This window comes from Roseomonas sp. F4 (genome assembly GCF_053891155.1).
In genome coordinates, this window is record NZ_JBSSHK010000002.1 from 900,008 (window position 1) to 922,909 (window position 22,902).

The 22,902-nt window shown below is 68.4% G+C and carries 19 protein-coding genes; 9 read left to right on the forward strand and 10 right to left on the reverse strand.

The genetic code is table 11. From position 1 onward, the window contains the following. Nucleotides 1-7: 7 nt before the first annotated feature. The 7 genes from ACVFYP_RS11680 to ACVFYP_RS11710 form a co-directional block, all read right to left on the reverse strand. Nucleotides 8-1,777 carry an SLC13 family permease gene (locus ACVFYP_RS11680; protein WP_499200340.1) on the reverse strand — a complete coding sequence of 590 codons (1,770 nt, stop codon included), beginning with the start codon at nucleotides 1,775-1,777 and terminating at the stop codon, nucleotides 8-10. 79 nt (nucleotides 1,778-1,856) lie between these two features. Further along, on the reverse strand, nucleotides 1,857-2,879 hold the full coding sequence (locus ACVFYP_RS11685; RefSeq protein WP_499200341.1) for a C-terminal binding protein: 1,023 nt from the start codon (nucleotides 2,877-2,879) through the stop codon (nucleotides 1,857-1,859). After that, entirely contained in the window at nucleotides 2,876-4,450 is a 1,575-nt protein-coding gene (locus ACVFYP_RS11690) for an ABC transporter substrate-binding protein (RefSeq protein WP_499200342.1), read from the reverse strand. The genes ACVFYP_RS11685 and ACVFYP_RS11690 overlap by 4 nt, the downstream gene beginning before the upstream one ends. Before the next feature lie 17 nt (nucleotides 4,451-4,467). Next, on the reverse strand, nucleotides 4,468-5,817 hold the full coding sequence (locus tag ACVFYP_RS11695) for an LLM class flavin-dependent oxidoreductase (protein ID WP_499200343.1): 1,350 nt from the start codon (nucleotides 5,815-5,817) through the stop codon (nucleotides 4,468-4,470). Between the two features lie 91 nt (nucleotides 5,818-5,908). After that, on the reverse strand, nucleotides 5,909-7,333 hold the full coding sequence (locus ACVFYP_RS11700) for a M20 family metallopeptidase (RefSeq protein WP_499200344.1): 1,425 nt from the start codon (nucleotides 7,331-7,333) through the stop codon (nucleotides 5,909-5,911). Nucleotides 7,334-7,347: 14 nt separating this feature from the next. Continuing rightward, nucleotides 7,348-9,033, reverse strand: coding sequence for a M28 family peptidase (locus ACVFYP_RS11705; RefSeq protein ID WP_499200345.1), 1,686 nt, complete (start codon nucleotides 9,031-9,033; stop codon nucleotides 7,348-7,350). Between the two features lie 16 nt (nucleotides 9,034-9,049). Next, a complete protein-coding gene (locus ACVFYP_RS11710) occupies nucleotides 9,050-10,456 on the reverse strand; it encodes a M20/M25/M40 family metallo-hydrolase (protein WP_499200346.1) in 1,407 nt (468 codons plus the stop codon). A 128-nt stretch (nucleotides 10,457-10,584) separates the two neighbouring features. Between ACVFYP_RS11710 and ACVFYP_RS11715 the strand changes: the two genes are divergently transcribed. Together ACVFYP_RS11715 and ACVFYP_RS11720 are read left to right on the forward strand one after the other, a co-directional pair. Next, nucleotides 10,585-11,925 (forward strand): MmgE/PrpD family protein, encoded by a 1,341-nt coding sequence (locus ACVFYP_RS11715; RefSeq protein WP_499200347.1) that lies wholly within the window; start codon nucleotides 10,585-10,587, stop codon nucleotides 11,923-11,925. Then, nucleotides 11,922-13,037: a M20 family metallopeptidase gene (locus ACVFYP_RS11720; protein WP_499200348.1), complete on the forward strand. Its 1,116-nt coding sequence runs from the start codon at nucleotides 11,922-11,924 to the stop codon at nucleotides 13,035-13,037. Before ACVFYP_RS11715 ends, ACVFYP_RS11720 begins: the two co-directional genes overlap by 4 nt. On the opposite strand, the gene ACVFYP_RS11725 is transcribed toward ACVFYP_RS11720, so the two are convergent. After that, nucleotides 13,030-14,454, reverse strand: a complete 1,425-nt coding sequence (locus ACVFYP_RS11725) for an NAD(P)-binding domain-containing protein (protein ID WP_499200349.1) — start codon at nucleotides 14,452-14,454, stop codon at nucleotides 13,030-13,032. The two genes, ACVFYP_RS11720 and ACVFYP_RS11725, sit on opposite strands and share 8 nt — an antisense overlap. A 207-nt stretch (nucleotides 14,455-14,661) precedes the next feature. Between ACVFYP_RS11725 and ACVFYP_RS11730 the strand changes: the two genes are divergently transcribed. The 6 genes from ACVFYP_RS11730 to ACVFYP_RS11755 are packed head-to-tail and all read left to right on the forward strand — an operon-like array spanning nucleotide 14,662 to nucleotide 20,048. Next, nucleotides 14,662-15,597 carry a fatty acid desaturase gene (locus tag ACVFYP_RS11730; RefSeq protein WP_499200350.1) on the forward strand — a complete coding sequence of 312 codons (936 nt, stop codon included), beginning with the start codon at nucleotides 14,662-14,664 and terminating at the stop codon, nucleotides 15,595-15,597. A gap of 14 nt (nucleotides 15,598-15,611) precedes the next feature. Beyond that, nucleotides 15,612-16,658 (forward strand): TRAP transporter substrate-binding protein, encoded by a 1,047-nt coding sequence (locus ACVFYP_RS11735; protein ID WP_499200351.1) that lies wholly within the window; start codon nucleotides 15,612-15,614, stop codon nucleotides 16,656-16,658. After that, on the forward strand, nucleotides 16,655-17,149 hold the full coding sequence (locus ACVFYP_RS11740) for a TRAP transporter small permease (RefSeq protein ID WP_499200352.1): 495 nt from the start codon (nucleotides 16,655-16,657) through the stop codon (nucleotides 17,147-17,149). The genes ACVFYP_RS11735 and ACVFYP_RS11740 overlap by 4 nt, the downstream gene beginning before the upstream one ends. Further along, entirely contained in the window at nucleotides 17,146-18,462 is a 1,317-nt protein-coding gene (locus ACVFYP_RS11745; RefSeq protein WP_499200353.1) for a TRAP transporter large permease, read from the forward strand. The genes ACVFYP_RS11740 and ACVFYP_RS11745 overlap by 4 nt, the downstream gene beginning before the upstream one ends. Before the next feature lie 24 nt (nucleotides 18,463-18,486). Further along, nucleotides 18,487-19,446, forward strand: coding sequence for a Bug family tripartite tricarboxylate transporter substrate binding protein (locus ACVFYP_RS11750; RefSeq protein ID WP_499200354.1), 960 nt, complete (start codon nucleotides 18,487-18,489; stop codon nucleotides 19,444-19,446). Beyond that, complete coding sequence (locus ACVFYP_RS11755; RefSeq protein ID WP_499200355.1) at nucleotides 19,443-20,048, forward strand: glutathione S-transferase family protein; 606 nt, start codon at nucleotides 19,443-19,445, stop codon at nucleotides 20,046-20,048. Before ACVFYP_RS11750 ends, ACVFYP_RS11755 begins: the two co-directional genes overlap by 4 nt. Here the strand turns inward: ACVFYP_RS11755 and ACVFYP_RS11760 are convergent, their stop codons facing one another. Then, nucleotides 20,049-20,759, reverse strand: coding sequence for an RraA family protein (locus ACVFYP_RS11760; RefSeq protein WP_499200356.1), 711 nt, complete (start codon nucleotides 20,757-20,759; stop codon nucleotides 20,049-20,051). Nucleotides 20,760-20,839: 80 nt separating this feature from the next. Here ACVFYP_RS11760 and ACVFYP_RS11765 point away from each other — a divergent pair, with 80 nt between their 5' ends. Next, nucleotides 20,840-22,219: an ABC transporter substrate-binding protein gene (locus ACVFYP_RS11765; protein ID WP_499200357.1), complete on the forward strand. Its 1,380-nt coding sequence runs from the start codon at nucleotides 20,840-20,842 to the stop codon at nucleotides 22,217-22,219. Here the strand turns inward: ACVFYP_RS11765 and urtE are convergent. Further along, nucleotides 22,209-22,901 (reverse strand): urea ABC transporter ATP-binding subunit UrtE, encoded by a 693-nt coding sequence (gene urtE, locus ACVFYP_RS11770; protein WP_499200358.1) that lies wholly within the window; start codon nucleotides 22,899-22,901, stop codon nucleotides 22,209-22,211. The genes ACVFYP_RS11765 and urtE overlap by 11 nt on opposite strands. Nucleotide 22,902: the final 1 nt, after the last annotated feature.

Sequence of the window (22,902 nt, forward strand, 5' to 3'; positions counted from 1 at the left end):
TCCGCCGTCAACCGAGCGGCCAGAAGAAGGCGATGGCCGGGACGCCGACCAGCACCACCGTGACCGATAGCGGCAGTCCCAGCCGCCAGTAGTCGCCGAAGCGATAGCCGCCCGGCCCCATCACCAGCGTGTTGCACTGGTGGCCGATGGGGGTGAGGAAGTCACAGGCCGCCCCGATGGCGACCGCCATCAGGAAGGGATCGGGGCTGAGGCCGATCTGCTGCGCCAGGCTGGCGCCGACCGGCGCCATCACCAGCACCGTCGCCGCATTGTTCAGGAAGGGGGTGACCGCCATGGCGATCACCATGATCAGGGCCAGCGCGGCCAGCGGCGGCAGGGCCTGCGCCACACCGGACAGCCAGCCCGCGACCAAGTCGGTGCCGCCAGTCGTGCGGATGGCCTCGCTCACCGGGATCAGCGCGGCCAGCAGCACGACAACCGGCCATTCCACCGTCTCATAGGCCTCCCGCATCGTCAGCGTCCGCAGGGCCAGCAGCACCACGGCGGCGCCGAAGAAGGCGATGGCGACCGGCACCCAGTTCAGCGCCACCAGGGCCATGGCCGCGGCCAGCACCAGCGGCGGCAGCCACCCGCGGCGGCTGCGACCAAGCTGCACATTGCGCTCCGACAGGGGGAGCACCCGCAGCCCGCCCATCGCCTCCGCCATCACCGTGGCCTCGCCGCGCAGGATGACCACGTCGCCGGCGCGCAGTCGCAGGTCGCTGAGCTTCTCTGCGATCCGCTGGCCGCGGCGGCTGACGGCGATCAGGCTCAGGCCACTGCGCCGGTGCAGGTCGAAGCCGGCGGGCGTCATGCCGACCAGCGGGCTCTCCCCGGTCACCACACCCTCCACCACCTGGGCGGCATCCTCGGGAATCTTGTGGCGTTCACCCTCCAGTGTCAGCCCGCTGCGGGCGATGAAGGAATCCAGATCCTCCGCCTCACCTTCCAGCAGCAGCCGGTCCTCCTCCTGCAGCGCACGGCCCGGGACGGGTGACAGGCGGTGCACATTGGCGCGGATGACGGCCGCAATGCGGACCTCGCCTTCGCCAATCGCCTCCAGCTCCGCCACCGTCTTGCCGATCTGGTCGCTGCCCTTCGGAATGCGGGCTTCCGTCGTGTATTGCTCGATGGTGAAGGCGGCATCCTTTGAACCGCTGCCCTTCTGCCCCCCCGGCAGCAGCCGCCAGCCGACCGCCAACACCACCAGCCCGGCGGCGGCGATGCACAGCCCGACGGGTGCGAAGTCGAACATGCGGAAGGGCGCGCCTGTGATCTCCTCCCGCAGGCGGGAGACGATGATATTGGGCGAGGTTCCGACCAGGGTGACCAGCCCACCCAGCAGCGCGGCGAAAGCCATGGGCATCAGCAGGGCGCTGGCTGGCGTGCCAGTGCGTCGGGCAAGCTGGAAAGCCACCGGCATCATGATGGCCAGCGCGCCCACATTCTTGGTCACGGCGGACAGAACCATCACCACCGCCGCCAGGATGGGCACCTGAACGGCCGGCCCCCCCTGCATCCAGGGCAGCAGCGGCCGCATCGCCGCCTCCACCGCGCCGGAGCGCGCGACCGCGGCGCTGACGAGAAGCGCGCCGGCCACGATGATCACCACGTCGTCGCTGAAACCCGAGAAGGCCTTGTCGGCCGGCACCACCCCGCTGATGACCGCGGCGAACAAGGACAGCAGCGCGACCAGATCGTAGGGCAGGCGCCCATGGATGAATAAGGCGATGGTGCCGCCCAGGATAGCGAAGGCGATGGCCTGGTCCGGCGTCATGGAATCGATTCCCCAGCGCAATGCGCGCGCTGGGGCGAACGGGCGGGCCGAGCGCGGGTTGCACCCCGCGTGGCGCGGATCAGACCTGCCTGGCCAACAGGGCCTCATTCACACAGGTCGGCCGCGCGCCGGTCCGGAGAAAATCCATCATGTACTGCATGGACAGGCGGCGGATGTCGCGGATGCTGGCGGTGGAATAAAAGGCGGCGTGCGGGGTCAGCACCAGTCGGTCATCCAGCCATTCCTCCCCGGCCGCCCAGGCGGCGATCAGCGGGTGGGCACGGTCCAGAGGCTCGGTCTCGAAGACGTCGATGCCCGCGCCGGCGAGATGGCCGGCGCGCAGCGCCGCATGCACCGCATCCAGGTCGAGAATGGCGCCGCGCGCCGTGTTCACCACCACGGCGCCCTGCGGCATCAGCGCCAGGCGCCGCGCATCGACCAACCCCTGGGTGCTGGCGTTCAGCGGGGCATGGATGCTGAGCACGTCGCTGCGCGCCAGAAGCGCCTCCGCCGTGTCGAAACGCTCCCAGCCAAAGGCCAATTGGTGGCCCACCGGCAGGTTGGGATCGTGGAATCCGACCTTCATGCCAAAGGCCTGGAAGCGCAACGCCGCCGCCGTGCCGATGCGCCCCAGCCCCAGAATGCCGACGCGCAGCGTGCCGAGCCGCCGCACCTGCTTCATCTGCCGCGCGTCCCAGGCGGCATTGCCGCGCCGCAGCCGCCGGTCGTAGCCCTGCACGCCGCGCAGCAGGCCAAGCGCCAGCGCCACGGCATGATCCGCCACTTCCGTCGTTCCGTAATCGGGCGTGTTCAGCACGGGTATGCCGCGCGCGGCGGCGGCTTCCAGGTCCACATGGGCGAAGCCCACGCCGCCCTGCACGATCACTCGGCACCTTTCGAACAATGCGATCGATTCCGCCGGCAGGCGATGCATGGACCGGCAGTTCAGCACCGCATCGGCGGCGGCGTAATCCGCCGGGTCAGGCAGGCGACCGCCGATGGAACGGCGGAACGCCAGCTCCGCATCCTCTCCGACGATCGCCCTCTCGATGTCCTCGTCCTCGCCCTGCGGATCGATGACCAGAATGCGCGGCCGGGTCATGGCGCGGTGCGGATGCCGGTCGCCATGGTGTACTGGTCGCCGCGCGGCGTCAGGGTCAGGCCGCGCCGCACGCCGTAGGAGGCGCGGAGCGAGAAGATCGGCAGGATGGCATTGTCCTCGATGGCGATGCGCGCCGCGGCACCCATCAGCCGCTCCCGCTCCGCATCGTCCAGCGTGCGGTCCACCACATCCAGCGCCGTATCCATCGCCGGGTTGGAATAGCGGCCCCGGTTCAGCGGCCCCTGGCCGAGGGCGGCGTTGCGGGTGCGCAGGATGCTGCTCATCGTCTCGCTGGCAACGCCTGTGGAGGAGGCGAAGATCGCCATGAAGGCGGTGAATTCGGGATCGAGCTGCGCATTGCCATTGGCACGGCGGAAGAACACCGCCGCCGGCAGCGCATCCACCGTCACGCGGATGCCGACCGAAGTGAGCATCTGGCCGACCACCTGGCAGGTGCGGGAATCGCCCGCGAAGCGGTCATTCGTGCAATGGATCGTCAGCCCGAAGCCGTTCGGATAGCCTGCTTCCGCCAGCAGTCGCCGCGCCTGCGCCTGGTCCTGCGCCGGCACGGTGAGGCCGGGATCGTGGCCGATGAAGCCCGGCGCGGCGAACTGCCCGATCGGGTCGGCGGAGCCTTCCATGGCACGTTCGGCCAGCGTGGTGCGATTGATGGCAAGGTTCATCGCCTGTCGCACACGCGGGTCGCGGATCGGGTTACGCGCCAGGGGCTGGCCATCCGGGCCGGTGGCGAAGGCCACCTGGTCGCGGAAATGGTCGAGATACATGTACAGCGTGAACAGCCCGGTGCCGGTGATGAGCTGCGACCGGTCGCTGTCGCGCACGCGGCCGTAGAGCGCCGCCGGCACATTGTCGATCACATCCACATCGCCGGCCAGCAGCGCGGCGACACGGGCGCTGTCATTGCTGATGAAGCGGAAGGTCACACGCTGCCAGGGCTCCGGCTCTCGCCAATGCCGCTCGGCCCGTTCCAGCACGACATCCTGGCCCTGCGACAGGCGCACCCAGCGATAGGGGCCGGTGCCGATTGCGGCGCGGCCGCCGTTGAAATCCGCCTCCACCGCGCCTTCGGCCAGGCGGCGCGACAGGATGGCGATGACCGCCATCTGGCTCGGCAGCAGGGTGGAGATGCCGCGGGTGCGGATGATGACGGTGCGGTCGTCCTTCGCCTCGGCGGAGGCGATGCTGCGGGTCTGGCCGACGAAGGTGCGCAGGCCGGTGATCTCCCGCGCCCGCTTGATCGAGAACACCACGTCATCCGCCGTCACCGGCGTGCCGTCATGGAAGGTCAGGCCCTCGCGCAGCGTGAATTCCCAGGCCTCGTCGCTGACCTGCCGCCAGGAGGATGCCGCGCCGGGCAGGGGGCGCATGAAGGCGTCCTGGAACACCAACGGTTCGTAGACATGCAGCTGCACATTGCGGTTCGGCGTGTAGTTCTGGTGCGGGTCGCTGCCATCGACCGCGGCCTTGAAGCCGATGCGCAGTTCCTGGGCGGCGGCGGGCAGGGCGGTGAGCAGGGCTGCCGTCATCAGCAGCGGGCGGAGCAGGCGCATGGTGGCGTTTCCCGACATCATTCGGCCGCTAGGCCGCGGGCGAGCGCGGCACGACGGTGGGTGGGGTAAGGCACGCCAAGATTCTCGCGCAATGTCGTGCCCTCATATTCGGTGCGGAACAGGCCTCGCCTTTGCAATTCCGGGACCACGAGGTCCACGACATCGGCGAGGCCGCCCGGCAGCCAGGGCGGCAGGATATTGTAGCCATCCGCCGCACCCTGCTCGAACCATTCCTGCATGGCGTCGGCGATATCGGCGGGCGTGCCGACCACGGTGCGATGGCCATTGCCCGCGGCGACCAGCGTGTAGAGCTGGCGGATGGTCAGGTTGTCGCGCTTCGCCAGGTCGAGAAAAATCTGCGCGCGGCTGCGCATGCGCGGGTCGATCGCATCCGGCACGGGCCCATCCACGTCATAGGCCGAGAGGTCGCCCATGACGCGGGACAGCTGGTTCAGGCCGAGCAGCGGGTCGAGCAGGGACTGCACCTGCTCATGCTTGTCCTGTGCTTCCTGCCGCGTGCGGCCGGGCACGGCGAGGATGCCGGGCATGATCTTCAGATGATCGGGCTCGCGCCCATAGCGCGCCATGCGGCCCTTGACGTCGCTGTAATAGGCCTGCGCGACGGACAGTTCCTGCGATGCGGCATAGAGCCCATCGGCCGTTGCCGCCGCCAATTCGCGCCCGGCATCGGAAGCGCCGGCCTGAAAGATCACCGGATGGCCCTGCGGCGTGCGTGCGACGTTCAGCGGGCCGGCGACCCGGAAGTGCTCGCCTTTATGGTTCAGCACATGCAGCTTGGATTCGTCGTAATTGACGCCCGATGCCTTGTCGCGGACGAAGGCGTCATCCTCCCAGCTTTCCCACAGACCACGCACCACTTCGACGAATTCGGCGGCGCGGTCGTAGCGCTTGTCGTAATCCGGCGCCTTCTCGAAGCCAAAATTCCGCGCCTCGGTATCGGTGAAGGAGGACACGACGTTCCAAGCCGCGCGACCGCCGCTGATATGGTCCAGCGAGGCGAATTTGCGGGCGACGTGGTAGGGCTCATTATAGGTGGTGGAGGCGGTGGCGACGAGGCCGACATTCTCGCTGACCATGGCCAGCGCCGAGAGCAGCGTCAGAGGCTCGAACACCACGTTCTTCGAGGAGCGGGCCAGCGCCCCCTTCGGTTCATCCTGCGCGCGAATGCCGACGCCATCCGCCAGGAATACCAGGTCCAGCTTGCCGCGCTGGGCGATGCGCGTGACATCGACATAATGCGACAGCTTCATGTTACCGGCCGGATCGATATCCGGATGGCGCCAGGCCGCCATGTGATAGCCAAGCCCGATCATCGAGACACCGAGCTTCATCTGACGCCGCGCCATGGCGACACCTCCCACAGAAAGCGGAAGGCTGCCGCCATCCCCGTGCCACCGCAAGCAGTCTCGCGGCGATCACGGGGTTGTCCGGGTTAGATCACTCGGCGAGCGACATGCCGAGCGCCGGCTTCGCATCGGCCGGCAGCGGGCTGACATAGGGCTTGCCACCGGTGCGCGCCTGATGATCGGCCTTGGCCTTGGCGATGATGTCCGGATTGCGCAGCGCATCCACCGCCGTGCCGGCCATCACCTTCGCCACATGCACCATGCCGGTATGCGCCGCCGGTGCCTTGCCCTGCGCCACAACCTGCCAGCTATGGCCGGGCGTGCCGATGGCATAGGTTGCGCCACGCGCCTGCACGGTCGGCACCTTCCAGGAGACATCGCCAACATCGGTGGAGCCGTTCATGCCCGCGCCCTTGGCGTCCAGCGGCACGATCAGCTCGCACAGCGCCTTGCCGGTATCCGGCGTGACGCCCTGGCGGCGATAGCCGGAGAGGATGTCCTCGTCGCTCAGCGTCTTCTGGATCTCGGCGGCATAGGCCTTGTCCTCATCGGTGAATTGCGGCGGGCCGAGGCGCTGGAAGTTGTCGTACATCAGCTGTTCCAGCGGCGAATTGCCGAGCAGGTTGGACACCGCCGAGATCACCTGGGTGGAGACGGTGGTCTCCGTCATCAGCGCCGCGCCATCGGCGATCTTGCGCACGCGCGTCACCAGCGCGTTCAATTCGAGCAAGTTCCGCGCGCGGATCAGATAGCGGACCTTGGTCTGGGACTGCACGACATTCGGCGCGATGCCGCCGGCATTCAGATAGGCGTAGTGGATGCGTGCATCGCTCGGCATGTGCTCGCGCATATAGTTCACGCCGACATTCATCAGCTCGATCGCGTCCAGCGCCGAGCGCCCGAGATGCGGGGACGACGCGGCATGCGCGGCGCGGCCCGTGAAGGAAAAGTCGATGCGCGTATTGGCCAGCGAAATCGCGTCATTCACGCCCGAAAAACTGGCCGGGTGCCAGGAGATGGCGATGTCCACATCATCGAAGGCGCCTTCGCGCACCATAAAGCCCTTGGCTGCGCCGCCTTCTTCCGCCGGGCAGCCATAATAGCGCACCCGCCCTGGCAGGTTGTTGGCCTTAAGGTAATCCTTCACCGCCGCGGCGGCGAGCAGGCTGGCGGAGCCCAGCACATTGTGGCCGCAGCCATGGCCGTAGCCATCGCCGGGCAGAGGCCTGTGTTCCGCGACGTCGGCTTCCTGCGACAGGCCGGGCAGGGCGTCATACTCGCCGAGGATGGCGATGACGGGACCGCCCTCGCCAGCCTCGCCCATCACCGCGGTGGGGATGCCGGCGACATCGCGGGTGATCGCAAAACCCTCGGCCTCCAGCATCGCGATATGTTCGGCGACGCTGCGGTGCTCGTTGTAGCAGAGCTCCGGCATGCCCCAGATGCGATCGCTGAGTTCGGCATAGGTCTCCTTGCGCTCATCGACGCTGCGCCAGACCTGTTCGTCGTTCCGCATGATGGCTTCTTCCTTCAGTTCAGCGCCGCATCGGCGGCATCAAGCGCGGCCTGCGCCTCGCGTAGGGCGAAGGCCAGGCGGTTGCGGGCGCGGGTCGCGTCCACCGCAGCGAACTTCTCCGCATCCGTCCCGGCTTCCGTCGCCGCCAGATCGCGGATCGGCTGCAACGTCGGCCAGGCGGGCAGGGGCAGAGCGGCGGCATGGGCGAAGCGGTCGCCCGGCGTGTAGTCCAGCGGAACCAGAGCACGGGACGCCCGCATCAGCGCCGCATTGACCGCCACGGCATCCTTCGCCGTCCGCCCGGCGATACGCGCCGCACTGTCCCGCAGCCGTGTCGCTGCGGCGACCAAGCCATCCATCTCGAACCGGCCCGACAGCTTTCCTGACAGGCCTGCCAGTTCCTGCACCAGGGAGGCCGCAGTCGCAGCATGATCCAGCGGCAGCACCGGTTCCGCCAGCAGCTTCCACACCACCTGCGTCAGCACGCGCGTATCGCGCACCAGATTCGCCTCATCGACCTTGTCGATCAGGTCATGCGGCGTGTGCCACCACCAGCCGAGCGCATTGCGCGCCTGCGCGTGCCGCGCCGGCTGTTCGCTGATGGAGCCGAGCATGGAGGGAATGCCGATGCCGACGAAGCTCTCGTCGCTGTTCCGCGCCTTGCGCTTGCCCTTGTAGGTCTGGTTGGTCTGCGCCTGCACGGCCTCCGCCGCCAGGTGGCGCAGCTCCGTCATCGCAGCCGCATTCTCCAGCACCGTCGCGCCGGCGCCGCCGAGGCTGTCCACATTCACATGCGCGGCGCAGCGGCGGTCCAGCTCATCCCAATGCGTGTCGGCATACCAGGCGGAGCCGGAATAGCGCCCATGCGAATGGCCCGACCAGAAGCACACCCGCAGCCCGCGCTGCCACTTGGCGTGATGCAGGGCGCAAAGCCGCGCCGCCTCCATCATGCCGGCATTGGCGGAGCCATTGTCCATCACGCCATAATACCAGGTGTCCTGATGGCCGGAGAGCAGGATGAAGGGTGCCTCCGCCCCGCCATGCGGCGCCTCCATCTCCGCCACCAGGATCGGCGTCTTGCGCCAGCCGGTATCCACCTCCGCCTCCAGCGTCACCACCGGCTGCGCGCCGGCTGCCAGCGCGTCGCGGATGGCGCCGCCTTCGGCATTGTCGACGCTGCACACCACCGTGGTCGGCAAATCGGCCAGGGTGCTCGCGCCCGGGCTGCCCCAGACGGGGGAGATGCACATCTCGTGGATATGCTCGTGATGGCTGATATGCAGCTGCCCCGCCGCGCCGGCCTGCGAGGCGCGCTGCGCCACGGCCGGCGTCGCCATGCCCTCGAACAGCAGGATACGGCCGGCCAGGTCCTTGCCAGAGAAGTCGGCATCGTGCCCATGGCCGAGATAGACCGGCACGCCGGAGACGCGGCCGGGCCGGGAGAAGGACTGCGTGATGCAGCGCAGGGCCTTGCCGTCGACGGTGACGGCGGCCTTGCCCGGCAGGCTGATATAGGCATCGTGCAGAAGGATCTGCGTGCGGAAGCCATAGGCCTTCATCCGCTCCTTCAGGAAGCCGAGTGACTCCAGCTCCTCTGCCGCGCCGCTCAGCTTCACCCAACGGGCGATTTCCCGCAGGTTGTCCATCATCTCCGGGCCGCTGACCTGGTCGATCAGCGCGGCGGGCAGGGCGTCCGTCATGCTCGTTGTCCTTCTCTCAGCGCCGGGCTGGCACCTTGCCTTCGCCGATATCCCACCAGATGCCGGCCATCAGCCCCAACCCCTCACGCAGCAGCGGCGCCAGGGCGTGTTCGTCGGGACCATGCTGATTGCAGCCGGCATAGCTGTTCGGAATCCAGATCACCGGCGCATCCAGCTCCTCCAGGAACATGTCGGAGGGGTTGGAGCCGGAGGAGCTGGGCACAATGTTCGGCGCGCGGTTGCTGGTGCGCGCCATGGAATTGGCCACCATGCCGACCCAGGGATCGTCCGGATTGGTCCGCGCGGCGCCGAACATGTCGCGCTCCATCATCGGAATGATCTCGACCTCCGGGAAGCCCTTGGCATCCAGATGCTTGCGCAGCGCGGGCACGAAGGCGGCGCCGGGCACGTCCACCGTGTGGCGGATCTGCAACCGCGCGCGCGCCTCGCCTTGCACCGCATTGGTCGGCGCGTCCGGATGGCCAGTGATCTGCGCCAGCATGATGACGCTGGTCCAGCCGAAGATCTTTTCGGCTTTCGTCAGGCCAGGCTCGCCCCAGTTGGGGTCGCCTTCCGGCAGGCCGGGGATGTCCTCGAACACCAGATCGCCGATGGCGCGCTTGACGGCGGGCGGGATGGCCGCCGGCGACCAGCCTTCCACCAGGATGCGGCCGTTGCGATCGAGGATGGTGGAGAGCGCATGCGCCAGCACGAAGCCGGGGTCGGTCAGCACGCCGCCCCAATGGCCGGAATGATGCGCATGGTCGCGCAGCTTCACCACCAGGTCGAAGGCGACGCCGCCGCGCGCGCCGAGCTTCATCTCCGGCATGAAGGTGGTCTGGCGCGGGCCGTCGAGACCGATGAACACATCCGCCGCCAGCATCTCGCGATGCTGTTGCAGCATCGCGCGCAGGCCGGGGGAGCCCTGTTCCTCGCCGGTCTCCACCAGCACCTTGGCGTTGAAGCCGAGCGTTCCGCCGCGCTCCGCCATCACCGCGCGCAGCGCCTCAATGGCGATCAGGTGCTGGCCCTTATTGTCCACCGTGCCGCGGCCGTACCATTTATCGCCGCGCACCGTGACCTGCCAGGGGTCGAGCCCCTCACTCCATTTCGGCGCCAGGCCGCGCACCACATCGCCATGGCCATAGACCAGCACGGTCGGCAAAGACGGGTCCTCGATGCGCGTCGCGACAAAGACCGGGCCACGACCCTCCCGCGGGTTCGGCAGCACCGTCTGCTCGAAGGGCATGTCCCGCATCAAATCGGGCAGGGTTTCGGTGCAGTAGCGGGTCAGCGCCGGAAGGCTGTCCGAAAGCTGGCTTTCGGTTGGCACGGCGACCAGCTTTCGCAGCGCCTCCAGATATGCGCCATCGTCAAAGCAGCGTTCCGCGCGTGCGATCGCTCCAGCCCTGGTCCCCGCCATACCGGCTCTCTCCACCCTTGTTCCGTGGCGAAGCTTCGCAGGCATCGGCGGCGGCGTGAAGACGTGCGGGGGTTGCCCGGCCGCATGTGGCGCGCGAGGCTGCGGCCGGCAGGCGGGAAGGGGTGAGGATGGCGGGGCCGACGCAGCGACTCGCGGAATGGATCGCGGATGTGCCGCCTGCCCGGACGGCCGCCGTGGCGCCGCTGGCCATCGCCGGGCTGCGTGATGCCATCGGGGTGATGCTGGCTGGATCGGTGGAGGAAACGCCACGCCGCGTCGCCGCCACCGTATCGCGCTGGGGCGGCGGCGGTTCGCGCCTGCTCGGCACGGGAACCGCCCTGGCCGCGCCCTGGGCGGCGCTGGTGAATGGCGCGGCGGCGCATGTGCTGGACTACGACGACACTTTCAACCCGCTGCACGGCCACGCCACCGCCGTTCTGGTGCCCGCCATCCTCGCTTTGGGCGAGGAGCGCCAGGCCGCAGGCCCGGCGCTGCTGGATGCGCTGGTCGTGGGGCTGGAGGTGATGGCCTGTATCGGCCGCGGCGTGAATCCGCGCCATTACGGGCTGGGCTGGCACGCCACCTCCACCATCGGCGCCCTCGGCGCGGCGGCGGCCTGCGCGCGGCTTCTGCGGTTGGATGCGGTGCGGGCCGGGCATGCGCTCAGCCTCGCCACCAGCATGTCCAGCGGCAGCCGCATGCAGCTTGGTGCGATGGCCAAGTCCGTGCATGCCGGCCTCGCCGCGAAATCCGGTCTGCTGGCGGCGAGCCTGGCGGAGCAGGGCGTGGATGGTGCGGAGGAGGCGCTGGCCGGCCGTTGGCGCTTCGCGGAGATGTTCGCGGGCGCCGATGTGCCGGAGGGGACGATGGACCCGCCCGGCGACAATGCGCCGCTGGCCATCGCGGCCGTGGGCATCAGCTACAAGCCCTATCCCACCTGTGCGGCGACGCATCTGTCGCTGGATGCGCTGCTGGCGATGAAGGTGCCGCCCGCCGAGATCGCCGCGATCGAGACGGCCTTGCCCGCGGTGCTCGCCGGCAACCTGATCCATCCCGATCCGCGCACGGGCATGCAGGCACGTTTCAGCATGGAATATTGCCTGGCCACGGCCGCGCTCCAGGGCCAGGTGACGCTGGCGGATTTCGAGGGGGATGCGATCCACCGCGCGGCCATCCGCGCCTTGATGCCGCGCATCACGATGCGCGCGCTGCCGGATGCAGACCCGCGCCCACCGACGCAGGTGACTCTGCATCTGCGCAATGGCGGCACGCTGCACGAAACACGCAGCATCCGCCGCGGCGCGGCCGAGAACCCGATGACCGAGGCGGAGCATCTCGCGAAATTCCGCGACTGCGCGGCGCGCGTGCTCAGCCCCACAGCGACCGAAGACGCCCTGTCCGCCATCGCCGCGCTGGCGGAAGGCGGCGATGCCGCAACCCTCGTGACGAAACTGGTGCCCTCCACATGACCTTCACCACCGATGCGCTGCTCGCCAATATCCGCCCCTGGGTTGAGCATGAGACGCCGACCGACGCGCCCGATGCCGTCTCCGCCCTGATGGCGAAGGTCGCGGCGGAGGCTGGCGAGGCCGGCGCACGCGTGGAAATCATCCCGGGCCGGGAAGGCATGGGCGACCATGTGTTGCTGCGCTCACCCTGGGGCGGCGATGCGCCGGGCATCCTGGTGCTGTCGCATCTGGATACGGTGCATCCCATGGGCATGCTGGCGCGCATGCCCTTCCGGGTGCAGGAGGGCATCGCCTACGGCCCTGGCATCTACGACATGAAGGCCGGTGCGCGGCTGGCCTTCGAGGCCTTTCTCTCCTTCCTCCGCGCCGGCACGCAGACGCCCCTGCCCATCACCTATCTGTTCAATTCGGATGAGGAGGTCGGCAGCCCGACCAGCAAGGACCTGATCCGCAGCCTCGGCGGCCGCGCCAAATATGTGCTGGTGACGGAGCCGGCGCGGGAGGGTGGGAAGATCGTCACGGCCCGCAAGGGCGCCGCGCGCTTCGACCTGGTTGTGAAGGGCCGCGCCGCGCATTCCGGCAGTCGACATCAGGACGGCCGCAGCGCCATCGACGAGCTGGCACGGCAGATCATCGACCTGCATGCGATGACCGATTACGAGCGTGGCGTCACGGTGAATGTCGGCGTCGTTACGGGCGGCACGCGGGCGAATGTGGTGGCGGAAGAAGCCCGCGCCGCCATCGACATGCGCCTGCCGACGCCCGCGATCGCGGAGGAGATGCTGGCGCGCATCCAGGCGCTGCGCCCGCATGGCCCCGATGTGACCCTGACCCTGACCGGCGGTTTGAACCGTCCCCCCTATGAGAAGACGCCCGCGATCGCCGCGCTGTTCGATCATGCCAAGGCGCTGGCGACCGAGATCGGCTTTGAGTTGCAGGACCTGAAGACCGGCGGTGGCAGCGACGGCAATTTCTGCGCCGATCTTGCGCCGGTGCTCGATGGGCTGGGCGCAGATGGCAAGGGCGGGCACACCGATTTCGAGCAGATCTATCTCGACAGCCTGGTGCCCCGCGCGCTGCTGCTGCGGCGGCTGATGGAGACGCTCAACTGATCCTGCTCGGATCGATCTCCACCTGCTTCACGTCATAAGCGCGCAGCTCCGCGTAATAGCGTGGCAGTTCGGCGGCAAACAGGCCGCGGGTGATGCCGGCGGCCAGGCGCGGCACGGCGATGCCCATGGCGTTGATGGAAGCGCCAGCGGGGCCGAAGGACAGGGTGGTGCCGATGCCGAACAGGTGGATGTCCCGCATCCAGGGCGTCTCATCCGGCACACGCTCCACGAAGCTGTAGTCGTCGGCAAGGTAGGGGAATTCGCCGAGGCGCGGATTGGCCTCCTCCGCCGGTGGTGTGTAGCGGTCCGACCAGCGCGCGATGTTGTGGGCGCAGCCGGCGAGTTCCGGCACCAAAGTCGGGTCCATCCGCACGCCGGTGCCGCAGATCAGGAAATCGGCTTCGAAGTCGCCGCGTGGGGTGGCCAGCGTCACGCGCACCCCATCGCTTCGCGCATCGGTCCAGGCGCGGCCGACATGCATTTCGAAATGGGGAAAACGCAGGACGCGGGCATAGGTATCGGGCGGAAAGCCCTCCCGCAGCCCCAGCACATGCGCCATGAAGCGCCAGCGCCACTCATCCGGCATCTCGTGCAGGTGGCGCAGGAACCCGGCAAAGGTCAGCCAGCGATAGGGCTGCACCACCATCGGCTCCGCCCGCCGGCAGAACAGATGCACCTCCGCCGCGCCGGCCTCCAGCGCCATCGCCGCATTGTCGAAGGCGGAGGCGCCGGCGCCGAGCACCGCCACCACCTTGCCGCGCAGCGCCGCGAAGTCGATCGGGTCGGCGCTATGGGCGCGCAGATGGCGAGGTAGAGCGGCGACGAAATCCGGCATCCACCAGACGCCCGCGCCCTCCTGCCCCGTCGCCAGCACCACCTTGCGCGCCAGCATCGGGCCGGCGGAGGTTTCCACGGACAGGCAGGGCAGCCCGTCATCGGTCCGGGCGGGGGAGATGCGCCCCGCATTCACCCCGTTGCGCACCGGCACGCCGACCACGCGGCGCAGCCATAGAAGATAGTCGTTCCAGAATTCCTTGGGGATGTAGCGCAGCGCCGCCCAATCCGCGGTGCCGAACTGCGCCTCATGCCAGGCCTGGTAGGTGAGGGAGGGCACGCCGAGATCGGGGCCGCTCTGATCCTTCCAGGACCGTAGATTGTGCATCCGCGCATAGGTCTGCCACGGCCCTTCCTGCCCATAGGCCGCGCGGTCCAGCACCAGCAGGTTGCGCACGCGGTCGCGCATCAGCGCGAAGGCGGTGACGACGCCGCATTGCCCGCCGCCCACCACCAGTACATCCAACACGGGCTTGCCGCCGCTGGTCTTGGATTGCAGCCAGTCCATGCGCGGATGCGCGATCAAGTCCAGGTCGCGCCGCGCATCGTCTTCCAGGGCCGCGAGGCTGCGGGGTGCGGGCAAGGCGAATCACTCCTGAGGGGTAGCCGAGAATGGTCGGAATTCGCGCCGCTTCCAGCCCCGGAACGGAGGCGGAAATCGTATGCCGGGTCGCATTGCTGCGTATACCGGCATCGCCTGCTTGCCGTCCGCGCAACGCGGCGCGGGGGCGTGGTTTGAGGCGAGCGATCCCGCTTGCAAGCCGCCACGGATTGTTGCCACGCTGGCGGCATGCAGGAGAAAACGCTTCCCCGCTCGGCCGCGCTCGCGCCCTCACCGGTCTGGTGGCGGCGATGGGAAGTGCCGACCTGGGGCGTGGCCTTCGCCATTTATGCCGCCTGGTTCGCGCTGGTCTGGTTCCATGCCAGCATCCCCTGGCCGCTACAGATGCTGGGCGGGGCCTATGTGCTGGCCTGGCACTTCTCCCTGCAGCATGAGGCGATCCACGGCTGGCGCAGCATTCCGCGCTGGCTGCGCACGGCGATGGTCTGGCCGCCCATTGGGGGCTGGTTCCCCTTCGAGCTCTACAAGCGCAGCCACACGGCGCATCACCGCAATACGGTGCTCACCTATCCCGGCGAGGACACCGAGAGCGTCTATCACCGGCGGGAGGACTGGTCCGGCTATTCACGCCCCTGGCAGGCGGTGCTGCTGTTCAATCAGACCCTGCTCGGCCGGCTGACCATCGGCCCGGTGTTGCGGCTGCGCAAGCTGGTGCTGACAGAATGGGCCAAGCTGCGCGCCGGGGATTTCCGGGATGTGCCGATCTGGCTGCGCTTCTTCGCCGGCCTCGCGGTGGTGCTGTGGTTCGTCTCCGGCGTCGCCGGCATGCCGGTCTGGCACTACTACCTGGTCTTCGTGCTGCCCGGGCTCAGCCTCGGCCTGCTGCGCGCCTTCATCGAGCATCGCTGGGGTCCGACGCCGGGCGAACGCACGGCCAGCGTCGAATCCAACTGGGTCTTCGGCCTGCTGTTCCTGTGGAACAACCTGCATATCGTCCACCACCTGTATCCGCAGATGGCCTGGTTCGAGATTCCCGGCTTCTGGCGCCGCCATCGCGAGAAGCTGCTGGAACATAACGGCCACTACGTCTTCCCCGGCTATTTCGACATCGCGCGTCGCTGGCTGCTGAAGCCGGTCTTCGTGCCCGCGCATCCCGCGCGCTGAACAGGAGCATGATCATGCTGAATCGTCGTCACCTGCTGGGCGCCGGTGTGACCACCGGCCTGGCCCTGGCCGCGCCGGCCACGCTACGGGCGCAGACCACCTTCACCTTCCGGCTGCACAGCTTCTCCTCCCCCACCGCGCTGGACCACACGCTGCATCTGGACCCCTGGGCGGCGAAAGTGGCGCAGGAATCCGGTGGGCGTATCAAGATCGATGTCTTCCCCGCCATGCAGCTCGGCGGCCAGCCGCGCGACCTGGTGCAGCAGCTGGAAGACGGCGTGGTCGACATGATCTGGACCGTGCCCGGCTTCACGCCCGGCCGCTTCATGGGGACGGAGGGGCTGGAACTGCCCTTCCTGAACACCGGCCTCTCCGCAACCGAAAGCCCGGCGGCGATGGAATTCATCGCCAAGCATCTGGCCGATACCGAATATCGCGGCATCAAGATCATCGCTGTGCATGCCACCGACCGCGCGCTGGTCCACACCTCCCGCAAGCCGATCCGCACCATGGAGGACTTTCGGGGGCTCAAGCTGCGCGTCGCCGGCCGCTTCATTGGGGAGGCGGTGACGGCGCTCGGCGGCACGCCGGTGGGCATTCCGCTGGGCGGAGTCTACGAAGCCACGGCGCGCAACCAGGTGGACGGCTTCCTCATCAACTGGGCGATCACCCAGCCCTTCCGCCTGTACGAAGTCGCGAAATTCCACAGCGAGCCGCCGGGCGTCGGCCTGTTCCAGGGCATGATCCTGACCCTGATGAACGGCCGCAGCTACAATCGCCTGCCGCCGGACCTGAAGGCCGTGATCGACGCCAATTCCGGCCCGGCGCTCGCCGCCAATCGCGGCGCCATCTGGGACACGCAGACCAAGCCGGCCGTGGATGCGACCATCGCTGCCGGCAATGAGATCATCGCCATTGGCGATGCCGAAAAGGCCCGCTGGCGCACGGCCGTGCAGCCGGCCTACGACGCCTGGATCGCGGAGATGACGCGCCGTGGCCGCGATGGCCGCGCGATGTTCGACGATCTGCAGGCCATCACGGCCAAGCACGGCCGCGTATGAGCCTGGAGGCTCTGCGGGCCGGCTTTACCCGGCTCGCGGTGGGCTGCGCCATTCTCGCGGGCTTTCTGCTTTTGGCGGCGGTGGCGGTCACCACCGCCTCCGTCCTGCGCGGCGCCTTTGGGCGGCCGATCCTGGGCGATAGCGAGGTGGTCGAGATGCTCCTCGGTGTCGCCGTGGCGCTGTGCATGCCGCTTTGCGAAATGAAGGGCGCGCATGTGGTGGTGGATTTCTTCACCCAGAAACTTCCCGCGCGCGGCATCGCGGGGCTGGATGCGGTGATGCGCGCCGTCGCGGCGCTGGTGGTGGCGGTGCTGGCCTGGCGGCTGGCGATTGGTGGCTACAATATGTGGGATCGCGAAAGGGACACGATGTTCCTGCAACTGCCCTTCTGGTGGGGCTATGCGGCGGCGGCGCTCGGCATGCTGGCCTGGTGCCTCTGCGCCTGCTTCGTCGCGATTGAGGGGCTGTTGCGGCCGCGTCGCGCGGCATGAGCAACTTCGCCATCGGTCTTCTGATGTTCGGCGGCGCGCTGGCGCTGATCGCGCTGCGCATGCCGGTCGGCATCGCCATGCTGCTGGTGGGCGGGCTTGGCTATGCGGAGCTGTCGGGCTGGGACCGACTTTTCGCCACGCTGAACACGCTGACCTTCAGCCGCTTTTCCGCCTATACGCTCTCCGTCATTCCGCTGTTCCTGCTGATGGGCGATTTCGCCACCAAGGGCGGTATGAACCGCGCGCTGTTCCGCTGCGCGCGCGCCTGGATGGGGCATTGGCGCGGCGGCCTGGCGGTGGCCAGCATCGGCGGCTGCGCGGCCTTCGGCGCCATTTGCGGCTCCTCGCTCGCCACCGCCGCCACCATGTCCCAGGTGGCGCTGCCGGAGATGCGGCGGCATGGCTATTCGCCGGCGCTTGCCACCGGCACGCTGGCGGCGGGCGGCACGCTCGGCATCCTGATCCCGCCCAGCGTCATTCTGGTGATCTACGCGATCTATACCGAGATGAGCATCGGCGCCCTGTTCATCGCCGCCGTCATTCCCGGGCTGATCGCCACCGCGGGCTATATGCTGGTGGTGAACATCTACGCGCGCCTTGTGCCTGGCGCCGCGCCGGCGGTGGAGCGGATGCCCTGGCGGGAACGCATCCGCGCAACCGGTGAAGTCTGGCCGGTGATGCTGGTCTTCATCACCGTCGTCACAGGCATCTATGGCGGCTGGTTCAGCGCGACGGAGGGGGCGGCGATCGGCGCTGCGGCCACGGGTATCCTCGCCGTGGTGCTGGGTGGCATGCGCTGGCAGGGGCTGAAGGAGAGCCTGCTCTCCACCGCCGAGACCACCGGCCTGATCTTCCTGGTGCTGCTGGGGGCGGAGCTGTTCAGCGCGGCGCTGGCGCTGTCGCATCTGCCATCGGAACTCTCCACCATGGTGGCGGCGCTGCCGGTACCGCCACTGGCGATCCTCGCAGCAATCCTGGTGGTCTACCTGATCCTCGGCTGTTTCATGGAAAGCATGGCGATGGTGCTGCTGACCCTGCCCATCTTCATCCCGCTGATGCTCGGCCTGGATTTCGGCATGGACCGCAATCAGGTGCTGGTCTGGTTCGGCATATTGGTGCTGATGAGCGTGGAGGTGGGGATGATCTCGCCCCCCTTCGGCATGAACCTCTTCGTCATCAATGCCATGGCGAAGGACATCCCCATGGGGGAGACCTATCGCGGCGTCATGCCGTTCTGCCTCTCCGACATCGTGCGCATCATCATCCTGCTGCTGTTTCCGGCGCTGTCGCTGTGGCTGCCCGGCCTTTGGTAAATCGGCGCGTCGAAGGATCCTGCCATGCGTAGGTTGCTCGCGAAGCTTCTTCTCTCCGCCGCGCTGGCCTGGCCAGGCGCCGTCCTCGGCCAGACATTCCCGACGCGGCCGATCCGCATCATCGTGCCATTCCCGGCCGGTGGCGCGTCGGATGCGCAGACCCGCGCCTTCGCCGATGCGCTGGCGGCACATTACGGCCAGCGCGTGCTGGTGGATAACCGCCCGGGCGCGGGTGGCAATCTGGGCACGGAGGCCGCGGCGCGGGCGCCGGCGGATGGCTACACGCTGGTCATCGGCGGCCCCAATACCATCAACACCGCCTATCTGCTGCGGGACACGCCCTTCCGCTGGGAACGCGACCTGGAACCGCTGGGGCTGATGTTCGCCTCCTCCAACGTGCTGGTCGTGCATCCCTCCGTACCCGCACGCAATGTGCAGGAGTTCATCACCCATCTGCGGGCCAATCCAGGGCGGCTGAACTTCGCCTCGGCCGGCGCCGGCGGGTCCATTCATCTGTCCGCCGAGATGTTCATGCGGATGACGGGCACCCAGATGGTGCATGTGCCCTATCGCGGCGATGCCCTGGCACGGGCGGACCTGACCAGCGGCGCCGTGCAGGTGATGTTCAATTCCATCGCCAGCACCGTGGAGCCGGTGCGCGCCGGCCAGTGGCGCGGCCTGGCAACCACCGGCCCCAGCCGCGCCTCCGCCATGCCGGAGCTGCCGACCATTGAGGAAAGCGGCCTGCCCGGCTATGTGGTGATGAGCTGGATGGGCCTGTTCGGGCCGAAGGGCATGCCAGCCCCCGTCCGCGACCGGTTGCAGGAGGGCTTCGACGCCGTCTTCGCCAGCGCCACCAATCGCGCGGCCTTCGAACGGCTGAACGTCGACATCACCCCCTCCAGCCCCGCCGCCCATCTCGCCTATATGCAGGCGCAGGAAGCGCTCTGGGCGCCCATTCTCAGGACCTTCGACCCCCAATGATCGAGATCTGGTCTGCCCGGACCACCAACGGGCTGCGCGTCTCCATCATGCTGGAGGAGCTGGGCCTGCCCTACCGCGCCCATGCTGTGGATATCGACGATCCGGCGACCAAGCCGGCGGAGATGATGGCCATCGCGCCGCACGGCGCCATCCCGGTGCTCAAGGACGATGCGACCGGCATCGCCATGACCCAGTCCTTCGCCATCATGCAGCATCTGTGCGAGCAGGAAGGACGCTTCCTGCCGAAGGAGGCGGCGGCGCGCGCCCTGGTGCTGCAATGGATGTCCTATGTGATGACGGACGTTATCAGCGCGACGCATCCGATCTTTGTCCTGACCAGCGAATTCACCGACACGCCCGCGCCGATCATCGCGCATTATGAGGCGCGGCTGCTGCGCTTCCTGGGCCAGGCGGATGCGCAGCTCGCCACCACGCCCTATCTGTGCGGCGAGGAGGTAACAGTGGCGGATTTCGCGCTGTATCCGACCGCTGCCTTCCGTGGCCGGTTGCTGGACCGGGCTGGTGGCCTGCCGCATCTGCGGGCCTGGATGCGGACCATGGCCGCGCGCCCGGGCGTGGCGCGCGGCATGGCCGTGCCGTAGTCAGCCGCCCCGCGCCGCCTTCCACTCCGCGAAGGCGGCGCGCGTCGCCTCATTGGCCGGGTAGGTACCCTTCAGCGGCGCGCCGGCCTTGATACGTTCGACGATGAAGGCCTCCATCTCCTCCCGCGCCGCGGCGGCAGCCGCGACCTCCGCCGCATGGGCCGCGGGCACTAGCACCACGCCATTGCCGTCGCCGACCAGCACGTCGCCGGGCATCACGCCCACGCCGTCGCAGCCGACCGGCCCGCCCATCTCCGTGAAGTGCAGGAACAGGGAGGCGGAGGTGGCGGCGTTGCCCTTGGCGAAGACGGGCAGGTCGATTCCGGCAATCGCCTCCTGATCCGAGACGCAGCCATCGATGACGATGGCCGCGGCGCCGCGCACCAGGGCGTAGGTCGCCATGATGTCGCCGAAGACGGAGGCGCGCAGATCGCCACCCGCCTCGATCACCAGCACATCGTCCGGCCCAAGCGATTCGAAGGCCGCCATCTGCAGGTCCGGCAATTCGCCGGCCGCGACGCGCTTCTTCAGATCCTCCCGCGTCGGGATGGCGCGCAGCGTCACCGCGCGGCCGACGAAGCGGCGCTTCGGGCCGATGGGCGCCAGGCTGCGCATATGGTTGCTGCCCAGACCGGACTTGGCCATCACGGCATTCACCGTCGGCACGGCGCAGAGGGCGAGCTGGCGGGCGATCTCGGTGGTCAGGGCCATGCGGCGTCTCCGGTGAATCGCGGGAAGGCTACGCCGTTTTGGCGGTTGCGCCAGAGGTGCGAATCGAGCAGCAAGGCGGCATGACAACGCTTCGCCTCGCGGCCGCCAAATGCCGCTTCCTCCCCGCCCGTTCGGTCACCGACGACACCTCCATCCTCACCCTGAAGAACTGGGTGCTGGAGCCGCTGACGCGTTGGGAGCAGGGCGAGGCGCGGCCGGGCCTGCTGGCCGATTGGTCGCATGACGGCACTGCGCGCAACTGGCGCTTTCGCATCCGTCCCGGCGCCATCTTCCATGATGGCAAGCCCTGCACGGCGGAGGATGTGCTGCATTACATCACCGAGATCTGCGCCTCCATCGACCAGTTCGGCATGAAATGGGCCTATGCCCGTTACTTGGCGGAGGCGCGTTTCACCGCCGTGGCGGCCGATATCCTGGCGATGGACCATCCGACGCCCTTCGCCGACATCCTGGATATCTTCTCCGAATTCTACATCTGCCGGGAGGATGCGGAGGGGCGCGCCGTGCTCGGCACCGGCCCCTATCGGGTCGAGGCGTTGGAACAGGATCGCCGGGCGGTGCTGCGGCGCGTGGCGCCCGGTGCTGGCCCGGATCGGATCGAGGCCCTGGCGATGCCGGAGGCGGAGGACCGGCTGCGCGCGCTGCGCGATGGCGCGGTGGATGTGGCGATGAACCTGGAGCGTGCGGAGCATGCGCTGGATTTCGGCGCGGACCTGGTCTGGGGCCGGGCGATGCACTGCCAATCCGTCATGTACTACCTGAACGGCTTCGCGGGGCTTTTCGCCAGCCCGGCCGCGCGGCTGGCGGTGAACCATGCGGTGGACGTCCAGGGCATCATCGACGGCCTTTGCCACGGGCTCGGCCAGCGCAGCGCCAGTGTCGCCAGCCCGCTGCATCTCGGCATGCGGCTGCAGCCCCCCACGCCCTTCACCTATGATCCGGAGGCGGCGAAGCGGCTGCTGCAAGGCTGCGACATTCCCAGCCAGTTGCTGATCCGTACGCCCACCTTCATGCCCGAACGGGCGCGGGAGATCAGCGCGAAGGTTGCGCAGGACCTTGTCGCCATCGGCCTCGACTGCCGGATCGAGGTGCAGGAGGACCGGCCCGAATATGCGCGGGAGGTTGGGCGCAAGCAGATCGGCGATATGGCGATCTTCGATTCCACGCCGCATAGCAGCTTCCGCGTGCTGGACGACAAGGTGTCCTCCACCACAAAGGGCCTGTGGTGGCAGGGCCATGACGATGCGGAACTGGAGGCGCTGTTCGCCGCTGCGCGGCAGGAGGTGGGGGATCGCGAGGCTGCCTATGGCCGCTGCATGGCACGCCTGCGGCAGAACCCGCCCTGGCTCTACCTGTTCCATCCGGAGGAAGTCTTCGCCGCCCGCCCCGGCACCCCGCCGCTGTCGCTGGATGCCAAGGGCGTGCTGTCTATACGGTGAGCAGCTTGCGTACCGCTTCCTCATCCAGCGTGCCGGCGGGGCCGCCCAATGCCACCTCGCCGCGGACCATCACGGCGATGGAATCCGCCAGCTCACGGGCGAAGTCGTAATATTGTTCCACAAGGATCACGGCCATGCCGCGGTCCTTCGCCAGATGGCGGATGACGCGGGCGATGTCCTTGATGACGGAGGGCTGGATGCCCTCCGTCGGCTCGTCCAGGATCAGCAGGCGAGGGCGGGCGCAGAGCGCGCGGCCGATGGCGAGCTGCTGCTGTTGACCGCCCGAAAGGTCGCCACCGCGCCGGCGCAGGAATTGCCGCAGGATCGGGAACAGATCGAAGATTTCGGAATCCACGCCCGAGCCGCGCGGTGCCGCGGCCAGGGCGGTTTCCAGGTTTTCCTGCACCGTCAGGAAGGGAAAGATCTCCCGTCCCTGCGGCACATAGCCGATGCCGGCGCGGGCGCGTTCCGCCGGGCCCAGCCGCGTCACGTCGCGGCCTTCCCAGGTGATGGTGCCGGCGCGCACCTTCTCCAGCCCCATGATGGCGCGGAGCAGCGAGGATTTGCCGACGCCGTTGCGGCCGAGCACGGCGGTGACCTTGCCGGGATGCGCTTCCAGCGAGACGCCGCGCAGGCAAAGGCTGGCGCCATAGGACAGGTCGATTGCGGATACCGTCAGCATC